Origin of the sequence: Kiloniella sp., assembly GCF_048270245.1 — a bacterium.
GTDB lineage: Bacteria > Pseudomonadota > Alphaproteobacteria > Kiloniellales > Kiloniellaceae > Kiloniella.
The window spans coordinates 1-14,079 of record NZ_JBLWTH010000005.1 but is presented as its reverse complement, the minus strand read 5'-3'; the positions used below and the strand labels follow the sequence as shown (position 1 = coordinate 14,079).

11 protein-coding genes are annotated in these 14,079 nt (G+C 46.7%); 9 read left to right on the top strand and 2 right to left on the bottom strand.

Translation table 11 applies throughout. From position 1 onward, the window contains the following. Nucleotides 1-26 precede the first annotated feature (26 nt). Together ACN0W5_RS12325 and ACN0W5_RS12320 are read right to left on the bottom strand one after the other, a co-directional pair. A complete protein-coding gene (locus ACN0W5_RS12325; RefSeq protein ID WP_417454395.1) occupies nucleotides 27-662 on the bottom strand; it encodes a TetR family transcriptional regulator C-terminal domain-containing protein in 636 nt (211 codons plus the stop codon). A 36-nt stretch (nucleotides 663-698) separates the two neighbouring features. Continuing rightward, nucleotides 699-1,340 carry a TetR/AcrR family transcriptional regulator gene (locus tag ACN0W5_RS12320; protein ID WP_417454394.1) on the bottom strand — a complete coding sequence of 214 codons (642 nt, stop codon included), beginning with the start codon at nucleotides 1,338-1,340 and terminating at the stop codon, nucleotides 699-701. Nucleotides 1,341-1,902: 562 nt separating this feature from the next. Between ACN0W5_RS12320 and ACN0W5_RS12315 the strand changes: the two genes are divergently transcribed. The 9 genes from ACN0W5_RS12315 to ACN0W5_RS12275 all read left to right on the top strand — a co-directional run bounded on the left by ACN0W5_RS12315 (nucleotide 1,903) and on the right by ACN0W5_RS12275 (nucleotide 13,811). Continuing rightward, complete coding sequence (locus tag ACN0W5_RS12315; RefSeq protein WP_299371647.1) at nucleotides 1,903-3,399, top strand: CoA-acylating methylmalonate-semialdehyde dehydrogenase; 1,497 nt, start codon at nucleotides 1,903-1,905, stop codon at nucleotides 3,397-3,399. 92 nt (nucleotides 3,400-3,491) lie between these two features. After that, complete coding sequence (locus ACN0W5_RS12310) at nucleotides 3,492-4,742, top strand: Zn-dependent hydrolase (protein WP_417454393.1); 1,251 nt, start codon at nucleotides 3,492-3,494, stop codon at nucleotides 4,740-4,742. 15 nt (nucleotides 4,743-4,757) lie between these two features. Further along, nucleotides 4,758-6,212, top strand: a complete 1,455-nt coding sequence (hydA, locus tag ACN0W5_RS12305) for a dihydropyrimidinase (RefSeq protein ID WP_417454392.1) — start codon at nucleotides 4,758-4,760, stop codon at nucleotides 6,210-6,212. Between the two features lie 268 nt (nucleotides 6,213-6,480). Continuing rightward, complete coding sequence (locus ACN0W5_RS12300; RefSeq protein WP_417454732.1) at nucleotides 6,481-7,299, top strand: ABC transporter ATP-binding protein; 819 nt, start codon at nucleotides 6,481-6,483, stop codon at nucleotides 7,297-7,299. Next, complete coding sequence (locus ACN0W5_RS12295) at nucleotides 7,289-8,218, top strand: ABC transporter permease (protein WP_417454391.1); 930 nt, start codon at nucleotides 7,289-7,291, stop codon at nucleotides 8,216-8,218. Before ACN0W5_RS12300 ends, ACN0W5_RS12295 begins: the two co-directional genes overlap by 11 nt. Beyond that, complete coding sequence (locus ACN0W5_RS12290) at nucleotides 8,215-9,351, top strand: ABC transporter permease (RefSeq protein WP_417454390.1); 1,137 nt, start codon at nucleotides 8,215-8,217, stop codon at nucleotides 9,349-9,351. Before ACN0W5_RS12295 ends, ACN0W5_RS12290 begins: the two co-directional genes overlap by 4 nt. A 52-nt stretch (nucleotides 9,352-9,403) precedes the next feature. Then, the gene (locus ACN0W5_RS12285) at nucleotides 9,404-10,390 is read left to right on the top strand and encodes an ABC transporter substrate-binding protein (protein ID WP_417454389.1); all 987 of its coding nucleotides are present in this window, start codon (nucleotides 9,404-9,406) and stop codon (nucleotides 10,388-10,390) included. Between the two features lie 254 nt (nucleotides 10,391-10,644). Continuing rightward, nucleotides 10,645-12,036: a phenylacetate--CoA ligase family protein gene (locus ACN0W5_RS12280; RefSeq protein WP_417454388.1), complete on the top strand. Its 1,392-nt coding sequence runs from the start codon at nucleotides 10,645-10,647 to the stop codon at nucleotides 12,034-12,036. 152 nt (nucleotides 12,037-12,188) lie between these two features. Next, nucleotides 12,189-13,811, top strand: a complete 1,623-nt coding sequence (locus tag ACN0W5_RS12275) for a bifunctional metallophosphatase/5'-nucleotidase (RefSeq protein WP_417454387.1) — start codon at nucleotides 12,189-12,191, stop codon at nucleotides 13,809-13,811. Nucleotides 13,812-14,079: the final 268 nt, after the last annotated feature.

Genomic DNA, 14,079 nt, shown 5'->3' with positions numbered 1-14,079 from the left:
GATGGATGAGGCATTCTCTGTTCGGTTTACCTCGGTTTGATGCCTTCAAAAAAGACGGTGCTGATTGTCTGTCCGGCTTTTTCGTAATAATCCGGTTGATCAACGTCGTCGCCCAATATCGCCCGCATTTGTATTTTGAAGTCGGCATAGTGCTGGGTTGTTGCCCAGATCATAAAGATAAGGTGGTAGGGATCAACCTTGGTCAACTTGCCTGACTTGACCCAATGGTGAATGACCGTAGCTTTTTCATCGACCAGATTTTTGAGTGATCCTTTGAGGACATGCTCAATCATTGGGGCACCATGAAGGATTTCATTAGCAAAAAGTCGCGATGCCGTTGGGTCATTCTGGGACATCTTTAATTTTAAGCTCGTGTATTTGCCAATTTCTTCTATGGGGTCGCCGTCTGGATCAAGTTCTGTAAGCGGAGTTAGCCATTCATCCAGTGTCCGTTCTAGAACGGAAATATAGATATCTTCTTTGCGCCGGAAATAATAAAGCAGGTTTGGCTTTGACATTTCCGCCTTTTGCGCAATCTGGTCGATGGTTGTGCCTCGAAAACCAAAGGTGGCAAAAATATCGAGGGCTGCTTCCAGAATTTTCGCCTCGTTTTTGGCTTGTATACGTGTTCGTTTTTTTGTTTGACCGGCTCTTGGGTGCATGACCGCTAACTTCTTTTTGCTTTTGTAAGGACTAACTTATCGGGCTCCGATACCCTTGAGGACAATCTCTATAGCATTGTCTTTTGCAGTTTGGTACTGCTTATCGCTTAAGGGTTTTCCCCCGTTCAACGTTTCAATCTGGTGATTGAAATCGGCATAATGCTGTGTTGTTGACCAGATCATATAGAGTAGGTAATGCGGGTCTACTGGGTTAATTCGACCCTGATCTATCCACCGTTGGATGACGGCCACCCTTGATTCAGTCCAGTCCTTCAAGGTTGTTTCCAGATAATCCTGAATAACGGGGGCGCGGCGAATAATTTCGTTTGCCCATACCTTTGATCCCATGGGGTTTTCACGGGATATATCCATTTTCTTTTCGATATAACGGGTCAGGGCTTCGACGGGGTCGTCACAGTCGTCAAATGAATCTGCGGCCTGTAGCCATATGTTGAAAATGTTATCAACAACCTGTCGATAAAGAGCTTGTTTAGTTGGAAAGTAGTAGTGAAGATTGGCCTTTGGGATTTTCGCCCGCTCAGCAATCATGCTTGTCGTTGCTCCTTGAAAACCATACTCGGCAAAAACACTCTCAGCGGCCTTAAGAATTATCTTCTCTTTTTCTTGCCGTATACTTGCCTTAGAGTTTGATTTTATTGCTCTTTCCGTTTTTATCATTTTGTTTCCTGCCGTGTTGTCCCGGCGGGATCCGGCATGTGTTTTTAGTGTTGACCAAATGGTCAGGATTTAGTAGCGTTAATTTGACCATTTGGTCAGAAATTTAAGAAAAATACGCTTAAATATTGACCATAAAGTAAATAATTATCAAGGCAGGTTAAACAACTGCCAAAATAAAAACAAGGCCGGGGATATTAAGACACCGGTAGTACAGGGAGTATAGGTACATGCATAAAATAGGTGGCAACAACTGATCTGATTGAGCTTCATACCGAAGATATCTTGTTTGTGGAGTTATCTTTAATTCAAACAGCAAAAATCGTAAAAAGTTAAAAAAAAGAATTTATAGCGATTTCACATTGTTTGGGTTGCTTACCTTTTTATGACGCAATAACAGATCATCGTTGTTGGCGTAAAACATTTCCTTATCCTTCACCCCCGTTGTCCTACGGCCGTTTGTCATAGGTTGCTTTTTGGGTTGCGAATTTGCACGCAAATGAAAAGCAATAAGTTGAAATTAAAGTAAGCGTTCTTGCGCTTGACTAATTTATGGGTGGTGAAAATGGAACGGATCAGTAATGCAATTGCGGGCGAAAGACGCCTTTCTTCCAGTACGCGAAGCTCTCAGATTTTTAACCCGGCAACGGGCGAACAGATTGCAGAGCTTCCTCTCTCAACTGTTGATGAGGTAAACCAAGCAGTTGCATCTGCCAAAGCTGTCGCAAAAGAGTGGGGGGCAACGCCGCCGTTAAAACGGGCGCGTTATATGTTCCGATTTAAAGAACTCCTAGACGCACATGCTGGTGATATAGCGCGTGAAATCAGCCGCGAACATGGTAAAACGCACGATGATGCCTTGGGCGAAGTTGCTCGCGGTATCGAAGTTGTCGAGTTTGCCTGTGGTATTCCTCAACTTCTAAAAGGCGAGTTCAGCCGGAATGTTGGTCCGCAGGTGGATAGCTATTCTGATCGACAGCCTCTTGGGGTTGTCGCGGGGATTACACCTTTTAACTTCCCTGGGATGGTACCGCTTTGGATGTATCCAATTGCTATTGCTGCCGGGAACACCTTTGTGCTTAAGCCGTCAGAACGTGATCCATCGGCGCCGATGTTGATTTGGGATCTCTTTAAAAAAGCTGGTTTCCCGGATGGTGTCTTGAACGTCGTTCATGGCGATAAAGAAGCAGTTGATACCCTTTTGGATCACCCTGATGTGAAGGCAATTTCTTTTGTCGGGTCAACCCCGATTGCAGAATATGTTTATTCGCGTGGAACGGCAAAAGGCAAACGTGTTCAGGCCCTTGGTGGTGCTAAAAACCATATGATCATCATGCCTGATGCGGATATGAATAAAGCTGCGGATGCCTTGATGGGCGCAGGATATGGTTCTGCTGGTGAGCGTTGCATGGCAATTTCTGTCGCTGTACCCGTGGGCGAAGAAACGGCGGACAAACTGGTTGAGATTCTCAAGCCCCGGGTCGAAAGTATGCGGATCGGGCCGAGTACAGATTCCGATGCTGATATGGGGCCTGTGATAACCAAAGCCCATCAGGAAAAGGTACTTGGCTATATTGACCAGGGTGTTGATCAGGGCGCTGAGCTGGTTGTTGACGGTCGTAACTTCAAATTACAGGGCTATGAAGACGGTTACTTCGTCGGGGGAACTCTTTTTGATCGTGTTACCGATGATATGACAATCTACAAAGAAGAGATTTTTGGCCCTGTTCTGTCTGTTCTGCGTGCCAAGGATTATGATCACGCTGTGGATCTTATCAATAAGCACGAATATGGAAACGGTACAGCAATCTTTACGCGTGATGGTGATGCTGCGCGGTCATTCGCAGATGATATCGAAGTCGGCATGGTTGGTGTGAACGTGCCAATCCCTGTGCCTGTTGCCTACCATTCTTTTGGTGGGTGGAAGCGGTCGCTCTTTGGTGATCATTCAATCTACGGTCCCGAGGGTGTGCGTTTCTATACAAGGCTTAAAACGGTAACGACACGCTGGCCAGCTGGCATCAAAGAAGGGGCGGTCTTTACCTTCCCGAATATGGATTAAAATATCAAGGCATCGGGAAGAACGAACAACTTCATCCCGATGCCTTTTTTAGAGATAACGAATTATAAGAAAATATTTTCAGGGAGCTTATCATGAGCAAACCAGCCGATAATATGCATATCAATTCCCCCAGACTGTGGGATTCATTGATGGAGATGGCAAAGATTGGGCCCGGCGTTCGCGGGGGAAATAATCGCCAGACCTTAACCGATGAAGATGCCGAAGGACGTCACCTGTTTAAACGCTGGTGCGAAGAAGCAGGCATGACCGTCGGGATTGATAGTATGGGCAATATGTTTGCCCGTCACGAAGGAACGGACCCAAGTCTGTTGCCTGTGATGGTGGGCTCTCATCTTGATACACAGCCAACAGGTGGAAAGTATGACGGTGTGCTCGGTGTTCTTGCTGGTCTGGAAATCATTCGCAGCTTGAATGACATGGGCATAAAGACCAAACGTGCGATCGAGGTTGTGAACTGGACCAACGAAGAGGGCACGCGTTTTGCCCCTGCGATGCTGGCATCCGGGGTTTTTGCGGGTGTTCATACGCAGGATTGGGCCTATAACCGGGAAGATGCCGAAGGCTTGAAGTTTGGTGACGAACTGAAACGGATTGGCTTTGTTGGGGATGAACCCATCGGGGAACGAAAGCTCCACGCGATGTTCGAACTCCATATCGAGCAAGGGCCAATTCTGGAAGATGAGAATGTTGATATTGGTGTTGTCACCCATGGTCAGGGTCTAAACTGGTTACAGGTCACCTTAACGGGGAAGGAAAGCCATACCGGTTCAACACCGATGCTAAAGCGTGTGAATGCAGGTCTGGGTGCCGCGCGTATTACCGAGCTGGTAAACGATATTGCGCTGCGTTATGCGCCCCATGCTGTGGGGGCAGTTGGTCATATGGATGTCTATCCTAATTCCCGTAACATCATTCCGGGCAAGGCTGTCTTTACCATTGATTTCCGTCATCCGAATAAGGATGTCATCACTGCGATGGAACAGGCCCTGCGTTTTGAAGGCCGCGAGATTATCGAAGAAATTGGGCTGACAATGGAAATTGAACAGGCTGGTGCTTTTGATCCTGTTACCTTTGACGAAGGTTGTGTCTCTGCTGTTCGTAATGCGGCTGTGCGTCTTGGCTATTCTCACCGTGATATTGTCTCTGGGGCTGGACACGATGCCTGTTGGGTTAACCGTGTTGCGCCAACCGCAATGGTTATGTGTCCTTGTGTAGATGGGCTTAGCCATAACGAGGACGAAGAAATTTCGCCTGAATGGGCGGGTGCCGGGGCTGATGTTTTGTTCCATGCTGTCGTCGAAACTGCTGAAATCGTTGAATAGGGAAAGGGTGAAATCATGAGTAAAGTCATTAAAGGCGGTACAGTTGTTACCGCAGATTTATCTTACGAAGCAGACGTCCTGGTCGAAGGTGGCAAGATCACTGAAATCGGGCAAAACCTTTCCGGTAATGAAACGTTGGATGCTACAGGGTGCTACATTATGCCGGGTGGTATTGATCCTCACGTGCATCTTGAAATGCCGTTCATGGGGACGCACTCTGCCGATAATTTCGAAAGTGGAACCCGGGCAGGTCTCGCAGGGGGGACAACCATGGTGGTTGATTTTTGCCTTCCTGCACCGGGCCAGTCCCTGATGGAAGCATTGGCAATCTGGCAACAAAAATCAGGCGCAGCCTGTGCTGACTATTCCTATCATATGGCCGTAACTTGGTGGGGTGAACAGGTCTTTAATGAAATGGAAGAAGTCGTCGGTCGCGGGATCAATACCTTTAAGCATTTCATGGCTTATAAAGGCGCTTTGATGGTTGATGATGATGAAATGTTTGCATCGTTTCAGCGTTGTTCTGCTTTGGGCGCAATGCCTTTGGTTCATGCGGAAAATGGGGATGTCGTTGCGACATTACAGCAACGTCTTTTGGCCGAAGGAAACAACGGCCCTGAAGCACATTCCTATTCCAGACCGCCAGAGGTAGAAGGCGAAGCCGCTAACCGCGCTATTATGATTGCGGATATGGCTGGGGTACCACTTTACATCGTGCATACGTCTTGTGAGCAGGCACATGAAGCCATTCGTCGGGCGCGTCAAAAGGGAATGCGTGTTTTTGGTGAACCGCTTATTCAGCATTTGACCTTGGATGACAGTGAATACGCACACCCGGATTGGGATCATTCTGCGCAACGTGTCATGTCGCCACCTTTCCGTAATAAACAACATCAGGATAGTCTCTGGGCTGGCCTACAATCTGGGTCACTTCAGGTTGTGGCGACGGATCATTGCGCTTTTACGGCTGAACAAAAACGCTTTGGCATTGGGGACTTTACCAAAATTCCAAACGGCACGGGTGGATTGGAAGACCGTATGCCAATGCTTTGGACACACGGGGTTCAAACTGGTCGCCTGACAATGAATGAATTTGTGGCTGTGACGTCAACAAACATTGCTAAAATCCTGAACATGTATCCTAAAAAAGGTGCTGTGATGGTCGGGGCCGATGCTGATTTGGTTGTTTGGGATCCAAAACGTTCTAAAACGATTTCAGCCAAAAACCAGCAATCTGTCATCGAATACAATGTTTTCGAAGGCAAAGAAGTTACTGGTTTGCCACGCTTTACCCTGACACGCGGCAAGGTCTCTGTCGAAGAAAGCGCCGTTAAAGCTGAACCGGGTCATGGCGAATTCGTTGCGCGTGATTCTTATCCTGCCGTCAACAAAGCACTTTCCAAGTGGAAAGAAATCACAGCACCGCGTAAGGTAGAACGCAAAGCTGAAAATATGCCTGCTGGTGTATAGATTTGCCCGCTGTTTTATTCGTGAAAAGTACAAGCTGAATTAATTTTGGCTGGAAGAAAAGGAGTGGCACAATCCAATTTTGTGCCACTTCAAAACAAGAACGATAACTGTCACTAAAGACAGAGTTCTATACACAGGGAGTTATGCCATGCTGCAATCTACAGCCATTAGTACAAATGGGAATGCAACTGGCGCCGCCGGAGGTTCTAAACAGGGAACGACCGGAAAGGCAGAAAAGATGGATACAAACGGGATGAACCCAAAGACGATGAAACCAGAGACAATGACTGCTGAACAGGGGCAAAGTATAAACTCTGTTGTTAATATCAAAGGGCTGTCGCTTACTTTTGAGACAAATGACGGCCCCGTTCATGCGTTATCTGATATTGATCTTACCATTAATCAGGGCGATTTCGTTTCCTTCATCGGGCCTTCCGGGTGCGGTAAAACGACTTTGCTCAGAGCTGTCGCCGACCTGGAGCAGCCTACGGGTGGTGAGCTCTTGGTTAATGGCGTTAGCGCACGCGATGCCCGACTTAACCGGGATTATGGATATGTTTTTCAGGCACCAGCCCTTTACCCGTGGCGAACAATCGCGGGTAATATTTCTTTACCGCTAGAGGTAATGGGAATTCCAAAATCAGAGCGGCAGGACCGAATTGCGCGCAATATGGAACTCGTAAATCTTTCAGGATTTGATAAGAAATATCCATGGCAACTTTCGGGTGGTATGCAGCAACGGGCTTCGATCGCGCGTGCGCTTTCATTCGATCCCGAACTTCTGTTGATGGATGAGCCTTTTGGCGCGTTAGATGAAATTGTCCGAGACCACCTGAACGAACAGCTTTTAAGGCTGTGGGACAAAACGGATAAGACGGTTTTGTTTGTGACCCACTCTATTCCCGAAGCGGTTTTTCTGTCTTCAAAAATTGTGGTGATGTCCCCAAGACCGGGCTGCATTTACGATGTTATTGACTGCAATCTTCCTCGCGATCGCGGGCTTGATATTCGCGAGACACCAGAGTTCTTGGAAATTGCCCATCGTGTCCGTGAAGGTTTGAAAGAAGGGCATAGCTATGACGACTGATGCTCTTATTTCTTCCGGTGCGTCTGGGGGACAGGGGCTTTGGTCTCGGTTAATGTCCAGGAAAACGGGCCCTGTCTTCGTGATTGTAATGGCAATCATCGCTATATGGTATTTCTCTGCTGTTATGTTGAACAGCCCTTTTCAGGAAGATATTTACAAGCGTAATAATGTTGAATGGACAACAAGCCAGCTTATCAGTGATACCTTGGCACAAGAACGTCCTGTCTTACCCGCACCACATCAAGTTGTCGTCGAACTGTACAAGACCACTATTCTTAAAAAGGTCACGTCGAAACGTTCTCTCGTTTATCACAGCTGGATAACACTATCTACCACGTTGCTTGGTTTTGTTATCGGGACAGGGTTAGGAATTTTGCTTGCTGTCGGTATTGTCCATAATCGAAGTCTTGAAAAAAGCCTGATGCCTTGGATTATTTCCTCTCAAACGATCCCTATTCTCGCAATTGCGCCAATGATTATTGTGGTGCTTAATGCTATTGGAATTCAGGGTATTTTGCCCAAGGCCTTTATTGCGACGTACCTGAGCTTTTTTCCCATAACAGTTGGTATTGTTAAGGGCCTTCGTTCACCAGAGGTTATTCATCTTGATCTTATGCGGACGTATAATGCATCGAACTGGGATCTTTTCTGGAAACTACGCTGGCCGTCGTCGGTACCTTATTTGTTCACTGGTATGAAGGTTGCGATTGCCACCAGTCTTGTGGGGGCAATTGTTGGTGAACTACCGACAGGTGCCGTCGAAGGGTTAGGGGCAAGGTTGTTGGCCGGGTCCTATTACGGTCAAACTGTTCAAATCTGGTCGGCCTTGATTGCGGCGGCTTTACTGGCAGCGGGTTTAGTTGCTCTGGTTGGTATATCCAATAAGATTGTCCTAAAGAAAATGGGGATGGCACAATGATTAACTTTCGACAATCACTTGCTATTCTCAGCGGGATACTCTCTCTTCTGGCTCTGTTTTTCTTCCCTCTTGGTGAGATAAACGGTGAAGCCATTTCTGTGTGGGATGATAGCGGGCTTACTGCTTTTGCCGTTGTTTCTTTATTGGCTTCTATAGCCGTAATTCTTAATCTTCTAAAGGGATTAATTGCTGATTTGGTGATGGTGATCCTGCCTCATGTCGGGGCATGGATCATGCTGGCGCGACTTGATGTTGCCGATCAAAACTTAACATCCGGTTTCTGGTGCTTGGTGTTATCTGCGTGGTTAATGGCGTGGATTTTGGTTGATCAGCTGTCAGCAAAGAAAACAAAAACACCTACGGCAAAACGCTTTTACAATATTGTTGTGCCTATATTGTTTGGTGTCTGGTTGTTATTACTTTGGGAGCTTGTTGTCCGCGGATTTCAAGTGCCTACAGTGCTTTTGCCGCCTCCAAGCATGATTGGGGCACGGTTTATGGCTTCGACAGATATCCTATGGGCCGATTTCCAACAAACATTCCTAAAGGCTGTTTTAATTGGATATGTTCTCGGGTGTGGAAGTGCATTTATCACTGCTATTCTGATTGACCGAAGTCCTTTCTTACAACGTGGATTGCTGCCGATTGGTAACTTGGTTAGTGCCTTGCCGATTATTGGGGTTGCCCCCATTATGGTGATGTGGTTCGGGTTTGATTGGCAGTCAAAGGCAGCAGTAGTCATCATCATGACCTTCTTTCCCATGCTGGTAAATACAGTGGCAGGCCTGTCCATTACGTCGTCCATCGAAAAAGACATGATGAAAACCTATGCCGCAAGTTATTGGCAAAGTCTGATTAAGCTTCGTTTACCATCGGCGTTACCCTTTATATTCAACGCCTTGAAAATTAACTCTACTCTTGCCATGATTGGGGCCATTGTTGCCGAGTTTTTCGGTACCCCGATTGTTGGTATGGGGTTTCGAATTTCAACCGAAGTAGGCCGTATGAACGTCGATATGGTCTGGGCTGAGATTGCAGTAGCTGCGCTTGCCGGTACTGCTTTTTATGGAATCATGAACGTTATAGAACGGGCATGTACATTTTGGCATCCGTCCTTTCGAAGCAGTCGTTAATCCGTTGGATTATTCTGTTTTGCTGAGATGGAACCACAACAGGGAGATAATAATGAAGAAACTGTTATTGGGTGCTGCTGCGCTGGCTTTTGGAGTTGCTGGTGGAGTTGCTCAAGCTGCGGATACTGTCAATCTGCAACTTAAGTGGGTAACGCAGGCACAGTTCGCGGGCTATTATGTTGCCAAAGACAAAGGCTTTTATGACGATGCCGATCTGGATGTGAATATCAAGCCCGGTGGTCCTGATATTGCGCCGCCACAGGTTATTGCAGGTGGTGGTGCTGATGTTGTGGTTGATTGGATGCCATCGGCGCTTGCTTCTCGTGAAAAGGGAGTGCCATTGGTAAATATAGCACAACCATTTAAAACATCGGGTATGATGCTGACGTGTCTAAAGGAAACAGGCATAACGTCTCCGGATGATTTCAAAGGCAGAACACTTGGCGTATGGTTCTTCGGAAATGAATATCCTTTCCTGAGCTGGATGTCGAAACTGCAAATGCCGACCAATGGTGGGGCTGAAGGTGTTTCCGTTTTAAAGCAGGGTTTCAACGTCGATCCACTTCTGCAGAAGCAGGCGGATTGTGTCTCTACAATGACTTATAACGAATATTGGCAGATTATTGATGCTGGTATTCCTGAATCAGAACTTGTTGTTTTCAAATATGAAGAACAAGGTGTTGCGACACAGGAAGATGGCCTTTATGTGCTTGAGGAAAATCTGAAAGATCCTGCTTTTGTTGATAAAATGGCACGTTTCGTTGCGGCCAGCATGAAGGGCTGGGACTATGCACGTGAAAACCCAGAAGAAGCAGCTGAAATTGTTTTGGAAAATGACGCAACTGGTGCACAGACAGAAAAACATCAGGTTCGTATGATGGGTGAAATCAATAAGTTGACGGCTGGCTCTGACGGCAAGCTCGACCCTGCTGACTATGAGCGTACAGTTAGCACGCTTCTGAGTGGTGGATCAGATCCGGTCATCACCAAGAAACCTGAAGGTGCTTGGACCCATGTTGTGGTCGATGCCATCAAATAAAGGCAATTTGGCAATCTGACTTTGATTACCACGTTTCATTTTAAATAGCTGATCACTTTGGGTCGGATATTATAACAACAGGCCATTCGTAATGCGGATGGCCTGTTTGTTTTGTGAAACAGTATGTTTTGTCCAAGACCCTGATGATGTCTTGGAATGCTTGTATTCCCAGGATTTATTTTACTGTATGATGCCCTGAATAAGGATCAAACTTTGTTATGTATCGCTTAGGTGGGGCCATTATGGGAGAGGATTTGCCGAATTTTAATTGGCTGGAGAGTTATCAATTAACCAGTGCTGTGCCTCTTTTGGAATTTCCAAAGTTGGGAAACTCCATGAACATGGCTATCACTGCTGCTTTGACGCAGATGGAAAACAGTCAATGGTGGCCCGAAGAGCAAATAGAAGAAGCTCAGTTCGGGCAACTTTTTCAACTGTTAAAATACGCAATTAAAACAGTTCCCTATTATAAGAATTTCCCTGTTCCTAACTCGCCGCTGGAATTACAGCGTACTTGGCAAGACTTACCTATTCTTGAGCGGGGTAACATCGTGGGGGAAGGAGGCGATCTTCTTTCAAAATTTCCCCCAAAAAGCCACGGTAAAATTAAAACGCAATATACGTCTGGGTCGACGGGCCAGCCCATTGCCGTCAAAAACACACAATTAAGCCGAGTGTTCTGGCGGGCCTTTACCACAAGAGATCATATTTGGCATGGCAGAAACCCAGCTTGGAAGTTGGGACATATCCGGATCGCAAAAAAAGGAGTGGCCGAGTACCCAGGAACCGTTGGGAAAGGCTGGGGTGCGCTCAAAGGTAAAGACGCCTTGATTGAAACAGGGCCGATCGCAGGGCTCAATATCAATGCTAAAGTCGAAGAACAGGCCGAATGGCTGTTACGAAATGAGCCGGATTTCCTGATCACCTATCCCAGCGTTGTTCAAAAATTAGCGGAATACTGCTTGAAACAAGGGATACGCCCGACCAACCTTAAACAGGTCGAGACAATTTCAGAGGTTCTGACTGATAAAGTTCGTCACCTTGTTGACCAGGCTTTCGGGGTCAAGATTGTTGATCTGTATTCCACGCGCGAACTGGGGTATTTGGGGTTGCAATGCCCTGAAAACAATCATTACCATGTTCAAAGTGAAGGGGTTTATCTGGAAGTGATTGACGAACAGGGGCGTGCCTGTCCTGCTGGTGTTCCGGGAAAAATTGTTGTGACTCCTTTGCATAATTTTGCCATGCCTCTTATTCGCTATGCTGTCGGGGATTACGGTGTTATTGGCGACCCTTGTTCCTGTGGACGTGGCTTGCCTGTTCTCAAATCGATCCTAGGTCGAGAGCGAAACAGGTTACGGCTACCAGATGGTGAATATCGATGGATTGCCTTATCAGCACAGGCCTATGGTGAAATGTTGGCGATTGCGCCTATTCATGAATATCAGATTGTTCAGGTGTCTTTGAACGAGTTAACCTTGAATGTTGTCATAGAGGGGGAATTGTCTGACGATCAGAGAACGGCGCTTTCGCTGTGGGCACAGACGTCTTTACCTTTTTCAGGAACGGTAAACGTAGCATCACATGCTGAACTGGAACGGTCGGCGAACGGAAAGTTGGAACTGTTTCAAAGTTTGATTGAATAATAGACTGAGTAAGTTCAAAGAAATTTTGATTTGTGGCTAGCATTTGGGGACGTTGCTTCATATCCATATTTTCGTATTTATCAGTGGACTGATCTTGAAAAGGCTTTTACTCTTTCTCGCTTATAACGAGAATAACTTTTTGGGAGTTTAAGATGTTAAAGCACCTCTCCGGAGCGGCGGCTATTGCAACTGGGCTATGTCTGATGACAGCACCTGTGCAGGCTGATTATTCCTTAAACATTCTGCATATTAATGATTTACACTCGCGCATTCTGCCGGTGAACAAGTATGATTCCACTTGCGGAGATGAAGATCTTGCCGAAGGAAAGTGCTTTGGTGGTTTTGCGCGTGTTTCAAAGGCATTAAACGACCGTCGTTCTGCTCTTGAAGCCAAAGGTGGAAACGTTTTGGTTCTTGATGCAGGTGACCAGTTCCAGGGATCATTGTTCTATACCAACTACAAAGGTCAGGCCGCGGTTGAGCTTATGAATATGACTGGCTTTGACGTCATGACCATTGGTAACCATGAATTTGATGACGGACCGGAAGTATTTTTACAGTTTATTGAAAAAGCAAATTTTCCGATCATCGGCGCCAATACGATTGCCGCACCGGGGTCCGCGCTTCGTGGTAAATACGGGACCTCTATCATTCTTGAGCGTGGTGGCGAAAAGATCGGTGTCATTGGCGCACTAGCTGAAGATACTGATGAAACATCCAGTCCCGGAGATAGTATTACCTTCTTTGATACTGCAAATGTCGTGCAGCCTATTGTTGATCAAATGCAGGCTCAGGGTGTTAACAAGATTATTTTGCTAAGTCATTTGGGTGTTCCCCGTGATAAGCAAGTCGCAAAGCAGTTGACGGGTGTCGATGTCATCGTAGGTGGCCACAGTCACACCTTGCTTTCCAATTCAAATGATCGTGCCGAAGGACCTTACCCTGTTGTTGAAACAGCCCCGGATGGCAAAAAGGTTCCTATTGTTCAGGCCTATGCCTATTCCAAGTTTATGGGGGAACTTAACTTAACTTTTGATGACGATGGTAACCTGAAAGGCTGGAGCGGGGATACTGTTCTGCTGGATCAGTCCTATCCAGAAGATGCAAAGATGCAAGCGCGCATTGCTGAATTGAATAAGCCATTGGCTGAAATTCAAAAACGCGAAGTAGGGTCTGCATTAAGTGTTATTGATGGATCAAGGTCTGTTTGTCGTGCAGGCGAATGCGCGATGGCCAACATGGTTGCGGATGCAATGCTTGCCCGTGTGAATTCAACGGGTGGCGATGCTGTTATTGCACTACAAAACGGTGGTGGCGTTCGTGCCTCTATTGATGCTGGCCCGGTAACAATGGGCGAAGTTCTTACTGTGCTGCCGTTCCAGAATACCATCGCGACTTTCAAGCTTAAGGGCGCACATTTTATCGAAGCGCTTGAAAACGGTCTGTCAAAAGTTGAAGAAGGTGCAGGACGTTTCCCACAGCTAGCTGGTGCCCGTTATACTTGGGATCCAAAAGCAGAGCCGGGATCACGCGTTGTTTCCGTCGAGGTCGGGAACGACAAGGATGGCTTTGTTGCTCTGGATGAAAACAAAATCTATAGCATGGTAACAAACAACTATGTTCGTAACGGTGGTGACGGATACAGCGTTTTGGCGGATCACGCTATTGATGCTTATGATTTTGGACCAAGTCTGGAAGATGCACTTGCTGAATATATCACAGCAAACAGCCCGGTAGAGGGTACGACCTCTGGACGTGTTACTGCTAAAAAATAAGGATGCTGTCCAAAAGATTACAACAACTCTTGTTGATGTGATTAACTTACAAAGGCTCTGCGTATTGCAGAGCCTTTATTGTTTATACTCTATGGCTGCTACCTTATCGCTGAGCGCGAGGCTTTTGTCTTTTTCCAAAAAGAAAACCCCACCAGATGGCGGGGCTTTGCACTTTCTGTGACGAGAATTCGTTAGGCCCGTTTGCGTCTGTTGCGACGTTCACCGCGTGCACTGACCTGACCTTCCGGGGCTGGCTCGCGGTATTTGG